Consider the following 20,455-nt stretch of genomic DNA (forward strand, 5'->3'; position numbering starts at 1 on the left):
GAACACCTTCGTGTTCCCTATTTTCAAAGCGAGAGTTTCACTTTGTGTGAAACTCTCTGCATGTAAATAGCAGTGTGTACCTGTTCCCAATTAGAAGGAATGAAGACTGGGCACAGAGAATGATTCATGAATGGAGGCCGTTTCACATGCCACTTCCTGCCTATAAACGGGTTGTGTTAAAGTTGAGTGGGGAAGCTTTGGCGGGGGACTTAGGGTATGGTATTGACCCAAAGGTTATTTTCTCCGTCGCTAACCAGATCAAGGAAATCGTAGAATTGGGTGTACAAGTCGCAGTAGTCGTCGGAGGAGGTAACATCTGGCGCGGACTTTCCGGCAGCTCTAAAGGAATGGATCGGGCAACAGCCGATTACATGGGGATGCTGGCCACAATTATGAACTCACTCGCCTTGCAGGATGGGTTAGAAAAAGTGAACGTCCCGACTCGTGTTCAAACCTCGATTGAGATGAGACAGGTAGCAGAACCATACATACGCCGTCGTGCCATTCGTCATTTGGAAAAAATGCGTGTGGTCATCTTCGCTGCCGGTACTGGTAACCCTTACTTTTCAACGGATACGACAGCTGCTCTGCGTGCAGCTGAGATTGAAGCTGAAGTAATCCTGATGGCGAAAAACAAGGTAGACGGTGTGTACTCTGCAGACCCAAGCCTTGACCCGAACGCTAAGAAGTACGACCAGTTGACATTCCTGGAAGTGCTGAATAAAGGTTTAGGTGTCATGGATTCAACAGCGTCCAGCTTGTGCATGGATAACAGTATTCCGTTGATCGTCTTTAACATTTCTGAAGAAGGCAATATTCGTCGGGCAGTAATGGGCGACAAAATCGGTACTCTAGTGAAAGGGGAATAATTATGCCACAAACTGTGCTAAATGACATGGAAGATCGCATGAATAAAGCGATCAATGCTTTGAAAAGAGATCTGTCCAGCCTGCGTGCAGGTCGTGCGAACCCAGCGATGCTGGATCGTGTTACAGTAGACTACTACGGCACTCCAACGCCGATTAGCCAATTGGCAAACATCAGCGTACCAGAGCCGCGTATGCTGACTATCCAGCCTTGGGATAAAACGGCGCTCAAAGAAATTGACCGTGCGCTGCAACAATCGGATTTGGGAATTTCTCCATCCAACGATGGCGTGATTATCCGCCTGATCATTCCTCCACTGACAGAAGAGCGTCGTAAAGAGCTCGTGAAGTTGGCAGGTAAAGGTGGAGAAGAAGCAAAGGTAGCGATTCGTAACATCCGTCGCGATGCAAACGATGAAATCAAAAAGCTTGAAAAAGCTGCTACCATTTCTGAGGACGATTCTCGTCGTCATCAGGAAACCATACAAAAAACGACGGATAAATTCATCGCCGAAGTTGACAAGATTGTTAAGGACAAAGAGAAAGACATTTTGGAAGTATAGGTAATGGTAATCCCCCTCGTTTGAGGGGGATGTACGTCTATATCTCTCATTACGGGGGAACACTTTATGTTAGAACATCTGGCGCGCAAATGGGGCCGCAAAGAAAAGCAATCGGAGCCAGCCGAGTTGGATCGTTCCGGTAAAATTCCGGAACATGTGGCGATTATTATGGATGGTAACGGTCGTTGGGCCAACAAGCGCAGTTTACCCCGGGTTGCCGGGCACCGTGCAGGAATGAAAGCAGTAAAAGAAGTCGTCAAGGCTGCAGACGAGATTGGCGTTCGTTATATGACCATGTACGCATTCTCTACCGAAAACTGGAAGCGTCCACGCGATGAAGTGGATTTTCTCATGAAACTTCCGCAGGAATTTTTGTCGACAGAATTGGATGAATTAATAGAACGTGGTGTCCGCATACGCATGCTGGGCAGTAAAAACGAGCTGCCTTCTCATACGCTGAAAGCACTGCTGGAAGCAGAAGAGAAAACGAAGGACAATAGCGGTCTTCAATTGAATTTTGCCCTGAATTACGGCGGGCGAGATGAACTTGCAAAAGCATTTTCAGTAATGGCAGCACAAGTAAAAGCAGGTGAGCTTCAACCAGAGCAACTGACTGAGGAATTGATATCGAGCTACCTGTATACAAGCGAAATTCCCGATCCAGACCTCTTGATTCGCACAAGTGGAGAGATTCGCTTGAGTAACTTTATGCTGTGGCAATTAGCGTATACAGAATTATGGTTTACGGACGTGCTATGGCCTGATTTTACCCGTGAACATTTTTATCAGGCAATCGTGGAATACCAAGGCCGAGCTCGTCGCTACGGGGCGGTATAGCCGAGAGGTGGAATCAGTTGAAGCAACGTATAATAACAGGCCTGATTGGTGGGGCTGCTTTTCTATTTTTGATGTATGCTGGTGGAGCTTGGTACTCGCTACTGGTGTTTTTACTGGCTGTCATTGGCTATTTTGAATTTATGAGAATGGCTGGCATTCAGTCATTTTATTTGGCAGGATTGCTCGGATATGTATTGATGTTAAGCATTTTGTGGCCGTCTCTATTATTTTCGGATTGGCTCAGTATCAGCATGCCGGATCTGATGCTGCCCGTCATCCTGCTCTTGTTGATTTACTCCGTTTTACGGAAAAATCAGTTTCACATTGAACACGTCGCCCTTACGTTGGTGGGGGCGTTATACATAGGCTACGGTTTTACTTATATGGCCGCTACCCGAAACCTACCTGAAGGATTTATGCTTACGGTCATGGTCATTATGGGAATCTGGTCGACTGATTCGGGCGCCTATTTTGTCGGAAAAGCAATAGGCAAGCGTAAGTTGTGGCCAGAAATAAGTCCAAACAAGACGGTGGAAGGGGCCTTAGGAGGTCTCGTGGCTTCTGTCTTGATTGTTCTTTCCATCAATGCAAGCTTTGGACATTTTGCGATTGATCAGGCTTTGACCATCGCACTTGTTGCGGGGATCGTCGGTCAATTGGGTGATTTGGTTGAGTCGGCTTTCAAGAGACATTTCCATGTAAAAGATTCAGGACAGCTCATTCCGGGTCACGGGGGCGTTTTGGATCGCTTTGATAGTTTTTTGCTCGTCTTTCCGGTTCTACATCTATTAGGTATTGTCTAAAACCTTTTGCATATAGAAAGAGATATAGAGGGTGAAATCCGTGAAAAAAATAGCGCTCTTAGGTTCAACGGGGTCAGTTGGAACGAGCACGCTGGAAGTCGTAGATCAGCATCCTGAGGATTTTTCGGTGGTGGCTATGGCTGCTGGAACAAACGTCGATCTATTGACACGCCAGGTGGAAAAATTCAAGCCCGAGCTCGTTTCTGTAGGAAATGAGAAGGCTGCCGTTGAACTGCGAGATAGATTGGCGGGCAAGTCTCAACCAGAAATCGTTTACGGTGCGGAAGGATTGGAACTGGTTGCCCGTCATGAAGCTGCCAATTTCGTTATGACCGCTGTTGTCGGCAGTGTAGGGGTCGCACCTACACTCGCTGCGATTGAGGCGGGAAAAACAATTGGACTGGCCAACAAAGAGACACTGGTGAGCGCTGGCCCTGTCGTCATGAAACGAGCGAAAGAAAAAGGCGTATCGATTATTCCAGTAGACAGCGAGCATTCAGCTGTCTACCAATGTCTGCAAGGCGAGCGCAAGGAAGATGTGGCGCGAGTTATTTTGACCGCTTCAGGAGGTTCCTTCCGTCACCTCTCTCGCGAGGACCTACAGCAAGTGACAGTAGAGCAGGCATTGGCTCATCCGAATTGGAGCATGGGTGCAAAAATTACCATCGATTCTGCTACCATGATGAACAAAGGTTTTGAAGTGATCGAGGCTCATTGGCTGTTTGATTTACCTTATGAGAAGATCGAATGCGTATTGCATTATGAAAGTATCATACACTCTATGGTAGAATACAAAGACAGAGCCGTCATGGCCCAACTCGGTACGCCGGATATGAAGGTTCCGATTCAGTACGCCATGAGCTATCCCATCAGAAAAAAACTGCCTACGGAACCACTTGATTTGGTCAAGATCGCCACGCTTCATTTTGCAGCCATGGATTATGAGCGTTATCCTCTGTTAAAATTAGCGTATGAGTGCGGTATAGCAGGTGGTACGCATACGGCAGTACTGAATGCAGCCAATGAGGTCGCAGTTGATAGGTTCTTGAAGGGAGCCATTAGTTTTTTAGACATCGAAAAGGTCGTCCGAAAAACTTGCGAAGCTCACGCTGGTGTAGCGAGCCCAGAGCTTGCGGATATTTTTGCAGCTGATGATTGGGCACGTTCTTACGCGCTCGTCTCCATCTAAGGAATATGAGTGTTAGATACTTGACAGAAAGGTGGCTGTTCACTTGCCTTTGCCCAACCTGGATTCCGTTGAATCAATTCTCGCGATTGTAGTTGTATTTGGGGTACTTGTCTTTGTGCACGAACTAGGACACTTCCTTCTGGCCAAGAGGGCAGGGATCTTATGTCGTGAATTTGCACTGGGAATGGGGCCAAAAATTTTTCGCGTGAAGCGGGGAGAAACGGAATACACCTTACGCCTGTTACCCATCGGTGGACTTGTTCGCATGGCGGGGGAAGACCCGGAGATGGATATGTTGAAACCGCACATGGAAGTAAGCGTGGAGCGGGATGCGTTAGGAAAGGTCACACATATTTTGCTCGATGGGCCAAGTTCTGGTTCTGCTCGTGCGATCACCGGTACGGTGGTACAATTTGATTTGGAGCAAAATTTAAATATCGTGCTTGAACTGGATGGAGAGCAGAAGACGTTTGCTGTTCATCCACAGGCTCATCTGGTCAAGGATGGACAAGAAGTACAGATTGCCCCTCTGAACAGACAATTCAAAGGCAAGACCGTATCACAACGTTTTTGGGCGATTTTTGCAGGACCTGCAGCCAACTTTTTGCTGGCGTTTGTTTTGTTTATCGTGATCGGCTTCTTGTACGGCGTACCGAATGGCAGCTATCTGGGGAATGTAATTCCGGGAGGACCTGCAGCTCAAGCTGGATTATTGCCAGGTGATAAGGTGATCGCGATTCAAGGTCAGCCTGTATCCTCGTGGAAAGATGTTGTAGAGAAGATTAGCAAAGCGCCGGATCAACAATTAACCTTTGAGTACGAGCGCAATGGCCAGCGGATGACTGTGCCAGTTAAAGTAGAGAAAGATGAAAACAACGTGGGCAAAATCATGGTTACCTACGCACTCACGTTTTCCCCAGGAGAGGTTTTGAAATACGGGGCGACCTCCACATACGAGTTTACAGTGATGATCTTGAAGAGCTTAGGTATGCTTATAACTGGAGAATACGGGCTAAAGGACTTGAGTGGTCCAGTTGGCATTTTTAAGATGACTGGAGAGGTTGCCCAACAAGGTATGGCGGTTCTGTTGAAGTGGTCCGCGGCTTTGAGCATTAACCTTGGGTTGTTCAATCTGTTGCCACTGCCAGCCCTGGATGGCGGACGTCTCGCATTCTTGGGAGTAGAGGCGCTGCGTGGTCGACCTGTTGACCCGCATAAAGAAGGAATGGTTCATTTCTTGGGCTTTGCCTTTTTGATGTTGCTGATTTTGGTAGTGACTTGGAATGATCTGCAACGATTGTTCTCCTAAACACGTACTAACACGATAGAAAGAAAAACAGACATACGTAAAAGGATGGTGCAAAATGTTCAAGCGCGAGGAGACGAAACCGGTTTTTGTAGGTGGAGTGCAAATCGGGGGCCAAAAAAGCGTAGTCATCCAGTCGATGACGACAGCAGACACACGTGATGTAGAAAAAACTCTGGCCGAGATTCAGAGACTGCACGATGTCGGTTGCCAAATTGTTCGCTTGGCCGTCATCAATGAAGATGCAGCACGTGCCATCAAAAAAATTAAAGAACGCTCCCCGTTGCCGCTTGTTGCCGACATTCATTTCGACCACAAGCTGGCATTGATTGCACTGGAGAGCGGGATTGATAAAATTCGGATCAACCCAGGCAACATCGGATCGAAAGAAAAAACGCAACGCGTAGTGGAAGCGTGCCGCGAGCGCAATGTTCCGATCCGTATCGGGGTCAACTCCGGTTCAGTAGAGAGAAGGCTTTTGGAAAAATACGGTTACCCTTCTCCGGAAGCGATCGTAGAAAGTGCAATAGACCACGTTCAAATTCTGGAAGACTTGAATTACGATAACATCGTCATTTCCTTGAAGTCTTCCGATGTTCCAACGATGATCCAAACCTATTCGTTGATGGCACAGAAACGCAACTATCCGCTGCATGTTGGTGTAACAGAAGCAGGTACACAGTTCTCCGGCAGCATTAAGTCTTCAGTAGGAATCGGAACGGTATTGTCGATGGGAATCGGTGACACCATCCGCGTATCCCTGACGGCTGATCCTGTTGAAGAAATTAAAGTAGCGAAACAAATCCTTCGCAGCTTGGATATCGTGAACAACGATCCAGTGGTCATTGCATGCCCATCTTGCGGTCGATGCGCAATTGATTTGATCGGATTGGCAACAAAAGTCGAGGATGCTATTTCTACACTGAAAGTACCGTTAAAAGTAGCGGTAATGGGTTGCGCGGTAAATGGCCCTGGTGAAGCTCGTGAAGCAGATGTAGGCGTTGCGGGCGGAAATGGCGAGGGCTTGATTTTCCGTAATGGTGAAATTGTTCGGAAAGTAAAAGAAACCGAGTTGTTTGAAGAGCTGATGAAAGAAATTAACGAAATAGTAAACGAGCAAAAACCTACAACTGTAGGGTAATGCATGTGATTGCTGATAAGGCATAAGGAGGACACGCACGTGTTGAAGCAAAGTCAAATGTTGATTCCTACCCTGCGGGAAGTGCCATCCGACGCGGAGATTGCCAGCCACAAGCTGCTGCTCCGCGCTGGTATGGCCCGCCAACTGGCTTCCGGTATTTATACGTACCTGCCCCTGGCGCTCCGTTCCCTACACAAAATCCAAGCGATTGTGCGTGAAGAAATGAACAATGCTGGGGGACAAGAGCTGTTGATGCCAGCGATGCAACCAGCTGAGCTGTGGCATCAAACGGGTCGCTGGGATGTATACGGTCCCGAGCTCGTTCGCCTGCGTGATCGTCATGATCGTCCTTTTGCCTTGGGTCCAACCCACGAAGAAGTCATTACGAGTCTCGTGCGTGATGAGATTAACTCTTACAAAAAACTCCCGATCAACCTTTATCAAATTCAAACCAAGTTCCGTGATGAAGTTCGTCCGCGCTTCGGTTTGATTCGTTGCCGCGAGTTTATTATGAAGGATGCTTATTCTTTTGATACGTCACAGGAAGGTCTGGATCGCAACTTCCAGGCGATGTACGATGCGTACACGAACATCTTTACCCGTGTAGGCTTGAACTTCCGTGCGGTAGAAGCGGATGCAGGTGCAATCGGCGGAAAAGGCACATACGAATTCATGGCGTTGTGCGACATTGGGGAAGACACGATTGCTTATTCTGAAGAAGGCGATTATGCGGCCAACTTGGAAAAGGCAGAAGTCGTGTACAAGCCATCTGCGAAGCCGGCAACAGAAGCGCCAGCTCGAGAAAAATTGCATACGCCTGGCATGAAAACGATCGACCAATTGGTACAAGCACTGCAAATCGAAGCAAAGCAAATCATCAAGAGCCTCATTTATCGCGTAGACGACAAGCTGGTTATGGTGCTGGTGCGTGGTGATCATGAGATCAATGAAGTGAAGCTGAAAAACTTGTATGATGCGACGATCGTTGGACTGGCTTCTGAAGCGGATATCGTTTCGGTAACAGGGGCACCTGCAGGTTTTGTTGGCCCAGTTGGCATTGATCCTGAAAAAGTGGAAATCATCGCGGACAATTTTGTTCAAGATGTTTATGATGGTGTCGTCGGTGCCAATGAAACAGACTATCATCTGACACACGTAGTTGCTGGCCGTGATTTTACTGTTTCCCGATACGCTGACTTGCGCAACATCACAGAAGGCGACGAATGCCCTCGGTCAGGTGGTGTTATCAAGTTTGCACGTGGTGTAGAAGTCGGTCACGTATTCAAGCTGGGTACGAAATACTCCACAGCGATGGGTGCTACGTACTTGGATGAGAACGGTCGCAGTCAACCGATGATCATGGGCTGCTACGGAATCGGTGTATCTCGCACAATTGCGGCAGTGATCGAGCAGAACAATGATGAAAATGGTATCATTTGGCCAGTATCTGTTGCACCTTTCCATGTGCATGTGATTCCGGTCAATGTTAAAGTAGAAGAGCAACGTCAAGTCAGTGAACAAATTACAGAAGCATTGCGCAAGGCTGGCGTAGAAGTTTTGTTTGACGATCGTCCTGAGCGTGCTGGTGTAAAGTTTAAAGACGCTGATTTGATTGGATTGCCTCTGCGTATTACCGTCTCCGATAAAGCAGCACAAGAAGGAACAGTTGAAGTGCGTATTCGCAAAAATGGTGAAACACATGATGTGAAGCTGGATCAATTGGTTCATGAAGTGAAAGGCCTCTTATCTCGTGTTGACCATACCGGAGCTGCCCTGTTCGGTAACTAGTTGCATGCAGGAATAAGAAGGATTTTGTCGAATTTTTATGGGGTACTCCCCTGGATTAACGGGGAGTGCCTCTTTTTCTTGTTTGAACGCTCACTTATAGGGAAGGTGGGAAAACCGTGGACCGTTTACAAGAGCAAAAACATCGCTTCTCCCTATTGGTCAAGCAAATGGAAGTTCCTGACGAATGGGTGGAGCGATTTTTTCTTGATGCTCAGATTGAAAAGCTAGAGCTGTATAAGCAAAACAAAGAATGGGTTTTTCACTTTGCCCTCCCGAGAATGATACCTGCGGATGTTTATGCAGCTTTTACCAAGCGATTGACGCATACATTTTCACATCTAGCCAAAGTAGATACCCGATTTCGCTATCTGCAAAAGCCGTCTCTCGATCACGTAGTCGAAGAGTATTGGGATGTCTTGCTGGCGGGTCTGGAGCCAACTCTGAACTCCTTGGCAGTTACGATGCGTCAAGCCCGTAAGCAAGTCGACCAACAGGAAGTCAAGGTGTACTTGCCAACGGAGATGTCCGTTGAGGTTGCCAAGCGAAAACGAGCGGATAATGAGCTTTTGGCTTCTTTCCAGAAAGCTACCGATTGTTCGATGCGCTTTACTTTCCATGGGGAAGAAAGCGATGACGCGTATAAGGCCTTTGAGGAGCAACGGAAAGAGGAAGAGCGCGCTCTCGTCGAAGTTGTGATGACTTCTGTTCAACAAGAGAACAAATCGTCTGATAAAGCTGAGGCTGTCACTACGCTCATGATGGGGTATGAAATCAAAGATGCACCGATCCCGATTTGCGAAATTCAAGATGAGGAACGGCGTATCGTCATCCAAGGAACCGTATTTAACGTAGAAGTAAAAGAGCTTCGCAGTGGACGTCATTTGCTCACGTTCAACGTTTCAGACTATACGGATTCTCTCACGGTGAAGATGTTCTCCCGCGATAAAGAAGACGTGAAAATGCTTGAATTGCTGAAAGACGGCATGTGGGTGAAAGTGCGGGGAAGTGTACAGCATGACACATTTGTACGCGATCTAGTTATGAATGCCAATGATTTGAACCAGATTGAGCAGGTCATTCGCAAAGATCAAGCGGATGAAAAACGGGTCGAGCTCCATTGCCATACGCCGATGAGTGCGCTGGATGCTGTTGCATCTGTAAAATCACTGGTCTCGACGGCAGCAAAGTGGGGGCATAAAGCAATTGCTGTCACTGACCATGGTGTCGTGCAGGCTTTTCCAGAGGCGTATTCCATCGCCAAAAAGAACAATATCAAATGCATTCTCGGTATGGAAGCGTACGTAGTCGAGGATGGTATCGATATCGTTTACAACCTGCAAGCAGACAATAATCTTTCCATTGATGAAAATACGGAATATGTTGTGTTTGATACGGAAACGACGGGGTTAAACGCGTCAGAGCATACAATCATCGAGATCGCTGCTGTCAAAATGAAGGGCTCGGAAATTGTCGACCAATGGACGGAGCTGATCGACCCGCAATTGGAAATTGGGCCAAAGACAACTGAGATCACGGGGATTACCAACGAAATGCTCCGTGGGCAAGACACACTCGATGTGGTGCTCCGCAAGTTCAAGGATTTTACAGGTGACGCCATCCTGGTCGCGCACAACGCAGAGTTTGACAAAGCGTTTATTAATGCATGCGCTAAAAGGATTGGCATGGAGCCATGGAGCAATCCATTTTTAGATACACTGCCGTTGGCGCGCTTGATGTACAAAGGAATGCGCAATTATCGTTTGGGATCATTAGCGAAAAAGTTCAACGTCGAGCTCATCAATGCTCACCGTGCGTTGGACGATACCGTGGCATTGGCTCACGTGTTCCAGCAAATGCTAAAGGACATTAAAGAAGCGGAAATCAAATCGCTGGCGGAGTTGAATGAAAAAAGCAACGAAGAGGCGGATTACAAGAGTGGACGACCATTCCATGCGACGATTCTGGTGCAAAATAAAGAAGGCCTCAAAAACCTGTACAAGCTTGTAAGTCGTTCCCATGTGGAAACATTCTTCCGTTGGCCACGAATTCAGCGAAGCCAGCTGACCAAATACCGCGAAGGCTTGCTAATTGGTACGGCGTGCAAAGACGGAGAACTCATGCAATCGATTCTCCGCGGTAAGTCACCTGAAGAATTGAAGGAAGTTGCTGCTTTTTACGACTTTTTGGAATTACAGCCGGTTGCTCATTACTCACCCCTGTTGCGTAATGAAGAAATTCCTTCGCTGGAGACGATGAAAGGCTATCATGAAAAGATCGTCGAAATGGGAAAAGAGCTCGGCAAGCTGGTCGTAGCTACAGGGGATGTGCACTTTCTGAATCCCCAGGATGAGATCTTCCGCGATGTTTTCTTATTGTCAAAAGGTGATCCAACCGCAGGCAACCAGCCGCCGCTTTACTTTCATACAACGGATGAGATGCTGGAGGCGTTCTCCTTTTTGGGAGAAGAGACCGCAAAAGAAATTGTAGTGACGAACACAAATGCTATCGCGGATATGATTGAGGATATTAGTCCGATTCCAGACAAGCTGTACACGCCGATCATTGAAGGGGCGGACGATGAGCTGCGTCAAATGTGCTACGATAAGGCGAAGTCCTTGTATGGCGATCCGTTGCCTGAGCTGGTCGAGCATCGCTTGGAAAAAGAATTGAACAGTATCATCAAGCACGGTTTCGGTGTGATTTATTTGATTTCACAGCGTTTGGTAACAAAGTCGTTGAAAGACGGTTATCTGGTAGGTTCACGTGGGTCTGTAGGCTCTTCCTTTGTAGCGACCATGTCGGAGATTACAGAGGTTAATCCACTGCCGCCTCATTATCGTTGCCCAAATTGTAAGCATAGCGAGTTCATTACAGATGGTTCAATCGCCTCTGGATTTGACCTGGAGGATAAAGCTTGCCCGCAATGCGGAACCATGTATGCCAAGGATGGGCAAGACATCCCGTTCGAAACGTTCCTCGGCTTTAAAGGAGACAAGGTACCTGATATTGACTTGAACTTCTCTGGTGATTATCAGCCGCGTGCACATAAGTACACACAGGAGCTGTTTGGAGCGGACTACGTATATCGTGCAGGAACGATTGGTACGGTTGCGGAAAAAACAGCGTATGGCTACGTGCGCAAATATGCTGACGAACGAGGCATGACGTTGCGAAATGCGGAGATATCCCGGATCGTGAACGGCTGCACAGGTGTAAAAAGAACGACAGGGCAGCATCCGGGCGGAATTATCGTAGTACCTGACTACATGGAGATTGAAGACTTTTGTCCGATTCAGTTCCCGGCTGATGATAATGAGTCAGAATGGCGCACAACCCATTTCGACTTCCACTCCATTCATGACAACTTGCTAAAACTCGATATTCTGGGACACGACGATCCGACCGTCATTCGTATGCTGCAAGACTTGACGGGAATGGACCCGAAGACGATTCCACTGGATGATAAAAAGACGATGTCCATCTTCAGTTCGACGGAAGCCTTGGGGGTTACACCTGAGCAAATCGGTACGAACATGGGGACATTGGGCATTCCTGAGTTCGGAACCAAATTCGTACGTCAGATGTTAGAAGACACCAAACCGACTACGTTTGCCGAGCTTGTTCAGATTTCTGGACTCTCTCACGGTACGGACGTTTGGTTGAACAACGCTCAGGACTTGATCCGCAACGGTACCTGCAAGCTGCCAGATGTAATTGGTTGTCGTGACGATATCATGGTGTACTTGATCTATAAAGGGCTAGAGCCATCTCGTGCCTTTAAGATCATGGAGTCCGTGCGTAAGGGTAAAGGGGTTCCTGAGGATGATCAGGAAGAAATGCGCAATAACAACGTGCCAGAATGGTATATTCAGTCGTGCCAGCGAATCAAGTACATGTTCCCGAAAGCGCATGCGACTGCCTACGTCATGATGGCTGTACGGATCGCATACTTCAAGGTTCATCGCCCATTGGAGTTTTACGCGACGTATTTCACTGTTCGCGCAGATGACTTTGATATTCCACTGATGGTTAAAGGCTCAGCGGCGATCAAGCAAAAGATTGAAGAGATCGAGGGCAAGGGACACGATGCACAGCCAAAAGAAAAAGCATTGCTGACTGTCTTGGAGATGGCGCTGGAGATGGTAGAACGTGGCTTCCGTTTTGCCAACGTTGATTTGTACAAATCGGACGCTACTCGCTTCTTGATCGAAGGGGATTCTCTCATCGCTCCATTCAACGCCCTGCCTGGTTTAGGGACGAATGCAGCGATCAGTATCGTGCAAGCGAGAGAGCAAGGGGAGTTTTTGTCCAAGGAGGACCTCCTATCCCGATCCCGTATATCCAAGACCATTTTGGAGTTCTTGGATGAGCAAGGTGCTTTGAAAGGATTGCCAGAATCCAACCAGCTATCCTTGTTCTAAGGCGTGCGGTCAAGGCTCACAGTCATCCAAAGGTTGTCAGCGGAGGGCTGTTATGCTATAATTTTTTTGGAAATACTGGTTTTATACGCATGGCTGATCGAGAGTGGGGAAACCCACTCTTTCTTTCTGGCTACACCTCATGGTTCAAATGAGAAGGAGGTACTTGCTTGAGCAAGGTAACGAGCATCGTCACTGAACTCGTCACGCCCATTGTTGAAGAAGTGGGCCTGGAGCTGGTTGACATCGAGTACAAAAAGGAAGGCAGCAACTGGTTTCTGCGCGTGTTTATCGACAATGAAACTGGCAACATCGACATTGATGACTGCCGCCTTGTCAGCGAGAAGCTGAGCGAAAAACTAGACGAAGTAGATCCCATCCCTACGGCATACTTTTTAGAAGTATCTTCGCCGGGTGCTGAGCGCCCATTGCGCAAGGATAAGGATTTCACGAAAGCTGTCGGCAGAAATGTGCATATCACAACAAAAGAGCCAATAGAAGGTGCAACCACGTTCGAAGGCGAACTGATATCCTATGAGGATGGCAAGCTGACAGTAAAAGAAGCAAAGAAAACGTATGTAATTTCCCAAGAGCAAATTGACACGGCTAGAATGGCAATTATTTTTTAGTTGTCGCGGCCAGTGTTAGCCCGTGGTAAGTAAAGGAGGAGGCAACGAAAGTCATGAACGGCGATTTTATCGAGGCTTTAGAAGCCATTGAGAGAGAGAAAGGCATCACCAAAGACGTACTGATCGAGGCCATCGAAGCGGCTCTTATCTCTGGATACAAACGTAACTTCAACTCGGCCCAAAATGTGCGGGTGGATGTAAATCGTCATTCAGGTATGGTGCGTGTGTTTGCGCGGAAGAGCGTAGTCGAAGAGGTTTTAGATCCGCGCCTCGAGATCTCTCAAGAAGCAGCACAAGAAATCGATCCTAACTTCCGTCTGGAGGACATCGTAGAAATCGAGGTAACGCCTCGTGATTTCGGTCGTATTGCCGCTCAGACAGCGAAGCAAGTGGTTACGCAGCGCATTCGCGAAGCGGAGCGCGGTTTGATCTACAGCGAGTTTATTGAGCGTGAAGACGATATCGTAACTGGCGTCGTTCAACGTATGGACGCTCGCAATTATTACATTGATCTGGGTAAGGCGGAAGCTGTTATGCCGATCACCGAAAAAATGCCATCCGAAGATTTTAAATCACAAGATCGTGTGAAGGCATACATCATCAAAGTAGAGAAAACCACTAAAGGACCGCAAATCGTCGTTTCCCGTACTCACCCGGGGCTCTTGAAGCGCCTCTTTGAATTAGAAGTGCCAGAAATATATGACGGTGTGGTTGAAATCAAGTCTGTAGCGCGTGAAGCAGGTGATCGTTCGAAGATCGCTGTTCATTCGATCAACGCCGATGTAGATCCAGTTGGAGCATGTGTGGGTCCAAAGGGCATGCGTGTCCAAACGATCGTTACAGAGCTGAAAGGCGAGAAGATCGACATTGTCCGTTGGTCTGAAGATCCTGCCGAGTACGTAGCCAACGCACTCAGCCCTGCGAAGGTTCTGCATGTTGAGGTCAACGTCACGGAAAAGGTTACACGTGTAATCGTTCCCGATTATCAATTGTCTCTGGCGATTGGTAAGCGTGGTCAAAACGCACGTCTGGCAGCCAAGCTGACTGGCTGGAAAATCGATATCAAGAGCGAGTCCCAAGCCGACCAAGAAGGCATCGCTTATCCGAAAGAAGTAGAGAGCGATGAAGGGACGGACAACGAATAATCATGAAGCAAAAAAAGATCCCGTTGCGTAAGTGCATTGTTTGCCAAGGAATGTTTCCGAAAAAGGAATTAGTCCGCGTCGTCCGGACGCCAGAAGAAGAGATCGTCATTGATCTTACTGGAAGGGCGGCGGGACGCGGTACCTATGTGTGTCGGCAGGAAAGCTGTCTGAAGCCGGATGCGTTCGCATCGGGAAAATGGAAAAAAGTGCTGGAACGTGCCCTCAATATGTCCATCTCCCAAGAAAAGTATGATGCTTTCCGTGAGAAATGGCTGGAGATGATGGGAAAATGACCCCAAAAGCAGCACAACTACTCGGATTGGCGATGCGTGCGAGAAAGATCATTACCGGAGAGGAACTGGTCATTACCGCTATTCGTAATGGGCAGGCCCGCCTGGTATTGCTCGCATCAGATGCATCAGACAATACCGCCAAGAAAGTAAAGGATAAATGTTCCTATTACGGTGTCTCATGTGTAACCACTGGCGACCGACATTCATTGGGACACGCAATCGGAAAAGATGGGCGCGTTACCGTGGCGGTAACCGATGGGAAATTGGCCGAAAGCATTCAGCGTCTGCTCACCTAACTTAGAAAGGGTGAAGTATATTTGAAGACACGTGTGTATGAGTATGCCAAACAGCACAACATGAGCAGCAAGGAAATCCTCAATTTGCTAAAACGATTGAATATAGAAGTAGCAAATCATATGAGTATCATGGAAGAAGGGACGATCAAAAGGATCGAGGATCACATGGCCAAATTGCGATCTGGTGCCAAACCGGAAACGCGGAATACACCTAGTGATGCAAGACCCAAACAAACGGACGATCAACGACGCCCCAACGACTCCAGAGGACAACAGATCAAACCCCAGCAGCAAGCGGGGCAAGCTCAAACTGTTAGAAATGACAGACCAAATCACGATCGTGGAGGAAGCACCTCAAACACCAATCGTCCAGCTATCAACAGTGGAGGTAGCAATTCCGATCAAAATAGTCCTCAGCATGGAAAAAATCAGGGGAAGAATCAGGAGAGAAAACCAAACAATATGAGAAGTCAACCCGCAAAGTCGAATGACCGCAAGCCACAAGGTAACCAGCAACGACCACAAGGTCAAGGCCAACAAAGACCACAGAACAATCAGCAACGACCGCAAAACCAACAGCGTCCAGCTCAGAAAGTTGCGTCTACCACTCAACCTGCTGCTAATCAAACAGAGGGACGTACTGGTGAAGAGTTTGAAGACAAAGTGAAACTTCCTTCAAACGTGGGTACGGAAAAACGTGAGAAAATCAAAAAGGGACCACAAACACAAAAGACTTTTGAAGATAATAAAAAAAGTCAGCCGTTCCGTGGTGGTGGTAATAACCGCAACAACAACCGCCGTGGCAATAATTCGCGTGGTGGTCAAAAGGCACCGCGTCCTGTTTTTGACCCACCAACAAAGATCACATTTACAGAGTCTTTGACTGTAAACGAATTGGCTGTTAAGCTCCGCAAAGAACCTGCAGAAGTAATCAAAAAGTTGTTTAACTTGGGGATCATGGCAACGATTAACCAATACCTCGATCGCGATGCCATTGAACTCATTTGCACGGATTACGGTATTGAAGTCGAAGAAAAAATCATCATCGATGAGACTAACTTCGAAACGCTGGAAGAAGTAGATGCACCAGAAAGCCTGCTGGAGCGCCCGCCAGTTGTTACCATCATGGGTCACGTTGACCACGGGAAAACAACTTTGCTGGACGCGATTCGCTCTACAAACGTAGTAGCGGGAGAAGCAGGCGGAATTACACAGCATATCGGTGCCTACCAAGTTGAGATCAAAGGAAAGAAAATTACTTTCCTCGATACACCAGGTCACGCGGCGTTCACAACGATGCGTGCACGCGGTGCGCAAATCACAGATATCACCATTCTGGTTGTTGCAGCAGATGACGGTGTCATGCCGCAAACCATTGAGGCGATCAGCCATGCGAAAGCGGCAAATGTGCCTATCATCGTTGCGGTCAACAAGGTTGACAAACCGGAAGCAAATATTGACCGTATCAAGCAAGAGTTGACCGAGTATGAGCTGGTTGCCGAAGAGTGGGGCGGCGATACGATCTTCTCCCCATTGTCCGCTAAACAGCGTACAGGTATCGAAGAACTGCTCGAGTACATCTTGCTCGTATCCGAAGTACAAGAACTGAAAGCCAACCCAGACAAACTTGCCCGCGGTACCGTTGTCGAAGCTGAGCTAGACAAGGGACGTGGTCCAGTTGCAACCATCCTGGTTCAACAAGGTACTCTCCGTGTAGGTGATCCTATCGTTGTCGGTTCCGCTTTTGGACGTGTACGTGCGATGGTGAATGACAAAGGACGCCGTCTGAAAGAAGCTGGTCCATCTACGCCAGTAGAAATCACGGGTCTGAATGATGTTCCACAAGCAGGCGACCAGTTCCGTGTCTTTGAAGACGAGAAGAAAGCCCGCGCGATCGGGGAAGCACGTGCTTCCAAGCAACGTGAATCCGAGCGTCGTGAGAGTTCCCGCGTTTCTTTGGATGATCTGTTCCAACACATCCAAGAAGGCGACATCAAAGAACTGAACCTGATTGTAAAAGCAGACGTACACGGTTCTGTGGAAGCGCTGCGTGGTTCTTTGGAGAAAATCGATGTCAACGGAACTCGTGTGAAGATCATTCACACAGGTGTTGGTGCGATTACAGAATCCGATGTTACTTTGGCAAATGCTTCGAATGCTATCGTCATTGGTTTCAACGTACGTCCTGAACCGAATGCACGCAGCATGGCTGAACAAGAGAAAATCGACATTCGCCTGCACCGTGTTATCTACACTGTAATCGAAGAGATCGAGTCTGCTCTCAAAGGTATGCTTGATCCAGTCTTCAAAGAAAATATTATCGGTCAAGCTGAGATTCGTGAAGTGTTCAAAGTATCCAAAGTCGGAAACATTGCAGGTTGCTATGTGACTGAAGGTAAATTGAGCCGCGATGCTGGTGCTCGTTTGATCCGTGAAGGCATTGTAATTTATGAAGGTAAGCTCGATACTCTCAAGCGCTTCAAAGATGATGCGAAAGACGTTGCAGCTGGCTATGAGTGCGGTCTGACTTTGGAACGCTTCAATGACCTCAAAATCGGCGACGTAATCGAAGCATTCGTCATGGTTGAAGTGAAACAATAATGATTGCAGGTGTGCAGATTGAACTGTTTCTGCCCGCTAGCCAAAACCTGAAAGAAAAACGGGCCATCGTCAAAAGTCTGATCGGCAAGCTGCGGAGCCGATTTCATGTCTCCGCGGCAGAGGTGGCTTATCTCGAGCAATGGCAGCGTACCGTGTTGGGTATCGCTGCCGTTGCTAATGAGATCTCTTTTTTACAACAAGAAATGCAGGCTGTCATTCGATTCGTGGAAAACCATCCAGAGGTAGAGTTGATTCGCGTGGATACGGAATACTACGAGTAACGAGCAGTCAGCGGAGGTGAAAATCGATGAATAAAACACGAATCAGCCGCGTAGGCGAAGAAATCAAAAAAGAATTGAGCCTTGTATTGCAGCGTGGACTCAAAGATCCTCGTGTCGGTTTCGTAACGGTAACAGATGTAGAGGTAAGCAGTGACTTGCAATTGGCAAAGGTTTTTGTCAGCATTTTTGGCAGTGAGGAAGAGCGTAAAGCTTCTCTTGCAGGTTTGACAAAAGCAAAAGGTTATTTGCGTACGGAGATCGGGAAACGCGTAAAGCTACGTCACATTCCTGATTTTGTATTCAAGCTGGACGAGTCCATTGACTACGGCAGCAAAATTGAATCAATCCTGCGGGAAATCTCCACAGAAGGAGAGAAACAGGATGAATCCTAATCAAATGGCAGTACAGGAAGCGGCGCGGTTTATGCAGGAGCACGACCGCTTCCTGGTTCTCTCTCATGTAAGTCCTGATGGAGATGCTACAGGATCTGCTTTGGGAGTCGTGCTCATGCTAGAGCAGTTGGGAAAAGAGTATGTGGTTGTAAATGAAGGGGAAACACCGATCAAGTTTAACTTCTTGCCGCGGTTTGACCGTCTTTATAACCTGCGCAAACAACCACTGAACGACACGTTCGGGGCCGTAATCGCTGTAGACTGCGCGGATGAGTCGCGGATGGGCGATGTACGGTCTTTATTTGCGTCTGGCGCTGCTTTGCTGAATATCGATCACCATCCAACCAACGATCATTTTGGAACGGTAAATGTGGTTCGTCCGGATGCAGCCGCAACAGCAGAGATTTTGTTTGATGTTGCAGAAGCAGCAGGGGTTTCTTTCAATGAAGAGCTTGCGCTGTGCATCTACACCGGTCTTCTGACGGATACAGGCGGTTTCCGCTATTCCAATACATCGCCGCGCGTTATGGAAATCGCTGCTCGATTACTCGGATACGGCGTGAAGCCAGGAGACGTAGCAGAGCGCTGCTTGGAGGAAATCACTTTTGCCCATGTGAAAGTTTTGCGACGTGCTCTCCAAACCTTGCAACTGTCCCATCAAAATCAGGTTGCCTCCATCACTGTTTCAGCCGCAGATTTTGCCGAAGTCAGTGCTGAGCGAGAAGATGCTGGTGGATTGGTGAATTACTGCCGCAACATTGAAGGAGTCGAGGTCGGCGTTTCTTTTGTGGAAGCGGAACTGGGAGTGGTCAAGGTGAGCATGCGCGCTCGCGATCGGGTTGACGTAGCTGTCATTGCTAAGCAGCTCGGTGGCGGTGGACACGCAAAAGCAGCGGGATGCACGATTAAAGGACCACTTTCAGAAGTACAGCAAAAAGTATGGACTGTGCTGGACGATGCAGTAGGAGTGAAATTCGATGAGTAACGTGAACGGCGTGCTGGTTATCGATAAGCCAGCTGGTATGACTTCCCATGATTGTGTAGCACGTATTCGTCGATTGTATGGAACGAAAAAAGTGGGGCATACGGGTACACTGGATCCAGATGTGACTGGTGTACTCCCCATTTGTGTGGGACACGCAACGAGGCTAGTTGAATATTTGCAAGAGTTGCCTAAGCGCTATGAAGTAGTCATGCGCCTCGGCTCAACTACCACGACGGAAGATGCTTCCGGAGAAGTGGTGGAGCAAGCCAGAGTAGATGCAGCATCGATTACAATGGAGCGTATTCAAGCGCTGTTCGAATCCTTTTTGGGTGAAATGGAGCAGGTACCTCCGATGTTCTCTGCGGTAAAGGTAAACGGCAAGCGGCTGTACGACCTGGCTCGTGAAGGCACCGTGATCGAGCGGCAGGCACGGAAAGTAACGTTGTATGAGCTGACACTTCATAAGATTAGCGTGGATGGGGACACTGTCGATGTTGCATTTACGTGCACGTGCTCCAAAGGCACATACATGCGTACCTTATGTGTTGACCTCGGACGCGCTCTGGGTTATCCTGCCCATATGAAGCTGTTGCGGCGAATAAAAAGTGGCCCGTTCCAGGAGCAAGAGGCAATTCCCCTCGAGCAAATTGAGGAACAGGCAGCAAACGGGGAGGACATTTCCCGCCACTTGGTCTCCATCCCTCAGGCAATCTCGTTCTTACCATCGTTTCAGGTCAAGCCAGAACGGATCAAAGCAGTTCGTAATGGACTTGCGACTGCGCTTCCGGGCGTCACTGCGGAGGAAGGAAGTTTGATTTGCTTGTTTGCGGGGGAAGAATTACTTGGCATCCATCGTGTATGCCGTGGAGACAAAGGACTTTTCGCCAAACCAGAAAAAGTCTTTCCAGCCGAGGTGTAATCC

At 48.1% G+C, this 20,455-nt stretch carries 18 protein-coding genes; all 18 read left to right on the forward strand.

Features of this window, described 5'->3' with window-relative positions; genetic code table 11:
• The first annotated feature begins 146 nt into the window (after window positions 1–146).
• The 18 genes from pyrH (at window position 147) to truB (ending at window position 20,452) form a co-directional block, all read left to right on the forward strand.
• A complete protein-coding gene (pyrH, locus tag FB479_RS03270) occupies window positions 147–869 on the forward strand; it encodes a UMP kinase (protein ID WP_007719254.1) in 723 nt (240 codons plus the stop codon).
• 2 nt (window positions 870–871) lie between these two features.
• Window positions 872–1,429, forward strand: a complete 558-nt coding sequence (gene frr / locus FB479_RS03275; protein WP_015891724.1) for a ribosome recycling factor — start codon at window positions 872–874, stop codon at window positions 1,427–1,429.
• Window positions 1,430–1,495: 66 nt separating this feature from the next.
• Entirely contained in the window at window positions 1,496–2,266 is a 771-nt protein-coding gene (locus FB479_RS03280; RefSeq protein WP_048033430.1) for an undecaprenyl pyrophosphate synthase, read from the forward strand.
• Window positions 2,267–2,283: 17 nt separating this feature from the next.
• Window positions 2,284–3,069, forward strand: a complete 786-nt coding sequence (locus tag FB479_RS03285) for a phosphatidate cytidylyltransferase (protein WP_106653483.1) — start codon at window positions 2,284–2,286, stop codon at window positions 3,067–3,069.
• A 40-nt stretch (window positions 3,070–3,109) separates the two neighbouring features.
• On the forward strand, window positions 3,110–4,258 hold the full coding sequence (locus FB479_RS03290) for a 1-deoxy-D-xylulose-5-phosphate reductoisomerase (protein WP_142062377.1): 1,149 nt from the start codon (window positions 3,110–3,112) through the stop codon (window positions 4,256–4,258).
• 43 nt (window positions 4,259–4,301) lie between these two features.
• Window positions 4,302–5,567: an RIP metalloprotease RseP gene (rseP, locus tag FB479_RS03295; RefSeq protein ID WP_142062380.1), complete on the forward strand. Its 1,266-nt coding sequence runs from the start codon at window positions 4,302–4,304 to the stop codon at window positions 5,565–5,567.
• 55 nt (window positions 5,568–5,622) lie between these two features.
• Window positions 5,623–6,705: a flavodoxin-dependent (E)-4-hydroxy-3-methylbut-2-enyl-diphosphate synthase gene (gene ispG / locus FB479_RS03300; protein ID WP_007719240.1), complete on the forward strand. Its 1,083-nt coding sequence runs from the start codon at window positions 5,623–5,625 to the stop codon at window positions 6,703–6,705.
• A gap of 42 nt (window positions 6,706–6,747) precedes the next feature.
• A complete protein-coding gene (locus FB479_RS03305) occupies window positions 6,748–8,493 on the forward strand; it encodes a proline--tRNA ligase (protein WP_142062945.1) in 1,746 nt (581 codons plus the stop codon).
• A gap of 116 nt (window positions 8,494–8,609) precedes the next feature.
• Window positions 8,610–12,914 (forward strand): PolC-type DNA polymerase III, encoded by a 4,305-nt coding sequence (locus FB479_RS03310; RefSeq protein WP_142062383.1) that lies wholly within the window; start codon window positions 8,610–8,612, stop codon window positions 12,912–12,914.
• A gap of 167 nt (window positions 12,915–13,081) precedes the next feature.
• Window positions 13,082–13,540 carry a ribosome maturation factor RimP gene (gene rimP / locus FB479_RS03315; protein WP_106653487.1) on the forward strand — a complete coding sequence of 153 codons (459 nt, stop codon included), beginning with the start codon at window positions 13,082–13,084 and terminating at the stop codon, window positions 13,538–13,540.
• A gap of 53 nt (window positions 13,541–13,593) precedes the next feature.
• Complete coding sequence (gene nusA, locus FB479_RS03320) at window positions 13,594–14,685, forward strand: transcription termination factor NusA (protein WP_106653488.1); 1,092 nt, start codon at window positions 13,594–13,596, stop codon at window positions 14,683–14,685.
• A gap of 2 nt (window positions 14,686–14,687) precedes the next feature.
• Entirely contained in the window at window positions 14,688–14,978 is a 291-nt protein-coding gene (rnpM, locus tag FB479_RS03325; protein ID WP_017249292.1) for an RNase P modulator RnpM, read from the forward strand.
• Window positions 14,975–15,274: a YlxQ family RNA-binding protein gene (locus tag FB479_RS03330; RefSeq protein ID WP_142062386.1), complete on the forward strand. Its 300-nt coding sequence runs from the start codon at window positions 14,975–14,977 to the stop codon at window positions 15,272–15,274. The genes rnpM and FB479_RS03330 overlap by 4 nt, the downstream gene beginning before the upstream one ends.
• A 21-nt stretch (window positions 15,275–15,295) precedes the next feature.
• Entirely contained in the window at window positions 15,296–17,875 is a 2,580-nt protein-coding gene (gene infB / locus FB479_RS03335; RefSeq protein ID WP_142062389.1) for a translation initiation factor IF-2, read from the forward strand.
• Window positions 17,875–18,156, forward strand: coding sequence for a DUF503 domain-containing protein (locus FB479_RS03340; RefSeq protein WP_106653491.1), 282 nt, complete (start codon window positions 17,875–17,877; stop codon window positions 18,154–18,156). The genes infB and FB479_RS03340 overlap by 1 nt, the downstream gene beginning before the upstream one ends.
• 26 nt (window positions 18,157–18,182) lie before the next feature.
• Entirely contained in the window at window positions 18,183–18,548 is a 366-nt protein-coding gene (gene rbfA, locus FB479_RS03345) for a 30S ribosome-binding factor RbfA (protein WP_007719226.1), read from the forward strand.
• Complete coding sequence (locus tag FB479_RS03350; protein WP_142062392.1) at window positions 18,538–19,533, forward strand: DHH family phosphoesterase; 996 nt, start codon at window positions 18,538–18,540, stop codon at window positions 19,531–19,533. Before rbfA ends, FB479_RS03350 begins: the two co-directional genes overlap by 11 nt.
• Complete coding sequence (truB, locus tag FB479_RS03355) at window positions 19,526–20,452, forward strand: tRNA pseudouridine(55) synthase TruB (RefSeq protein WP_106653493.1); 927 nt, start codon at window positions 19,526–19,528, stop codon at window positions 20,450–20,452. Before FB479_RS03350 ends, truB begins: the two co-directional genes overlap by 8 nt.
• Window positions 20,453–20,455: the final 3 nt, after the last annotated feature.

It is taken from the genome of Brevibacillus sp. AG162, from assembly GCF_006715575.1.
In the GTDB taxonomy this organism is placed as follows: domain Bacteria; phylum Bacillota; class Bacilli; order Brevibacillales; family Brevibacillaceae; genus Brevibacillus; species Brevibacillus brevis.

What these genes read in the sequence shown, in the direction of transcription:
- pyrH (WP_007719254.1), top strand. Translation starts at nt 147, where the DNA reads ATGCCACTTCCTGCCTATAAACGGGTTGTGTTAAAGTTGAGTGGGGAA.
- frr (WP_015891724.1), top strand. Translation starts at nt 872, where the DNA reads ATGCCACAAACTGTGCTAAATGACATGGAAGATCGCATGAATAAAGCG.
- FB479_RS03280 (WP_048033430.1), top strand. Translation starts at nt 1,496, where the DNA reads ATGTTAGAACATCTGGCGCGCAAATGGGGCCGCAAAGAAAAGCAATCG.
- ispG (WP_007719240.1), top strand. Translation starts at nt 5,623, where the DNA reads ATGTTCAAGCGCGAGGAGACGAAACCGGTTTTTGTAGGTGGAGTGCAA.
- nusA (WP_106653488.1), top strand. Translation starts at nt 13,594, where the DNA reads ATGAACGGCGATTTTATCGAGGCTTTAGAAGCCATTGAGAGAGAGAAA.
- rnpM (WP_017249292.1), top strand. Translation starts at nt 14,688, where the DNA reads ATGAAGCAAAAAAAGATCCCGTTGCGTAAGTGCATTGTTTGCCAAGGA.
- FB479_RS03330 (WP_142062386.1), top strand. Translation starts at nt 14,975, where the DNA reads ATGACCCCAAAAGCAGCACAACTACTCGGATTGGCGATGCGTGCGAGA.
- FB479_RS03340 (WP_106653491.1), top strand. Translation starts at nt 17,875, where the DNA reads ATGATTGCAGGTGTGCAGATTGAACTGTTTCTGCCCGCTAGCCAAAAC.
- rbfA (WP_007719226.1), top strand. Translation starts at nt 18,183, where the DNA reads ATGAATAAAACACGAATCAGCCGCGTAGGCGAAGAAATCAAAAAAGAA.
- FB479_RS03350 (WP_142062392.1), top strand. Translation starts at nt 18,538, where the DNA reads ATGAATCCTAATCAAATGGCAGTACAGGAAGCGGCGCGGTTTATGCAG.
- truB (WP_106653493.1), top strand. Translation starts at nt 19,526, where the DNA reads ATGAGTAACGTGAACGGCGTGCTGGTTATCGATAAGCCAGCTGGTATG.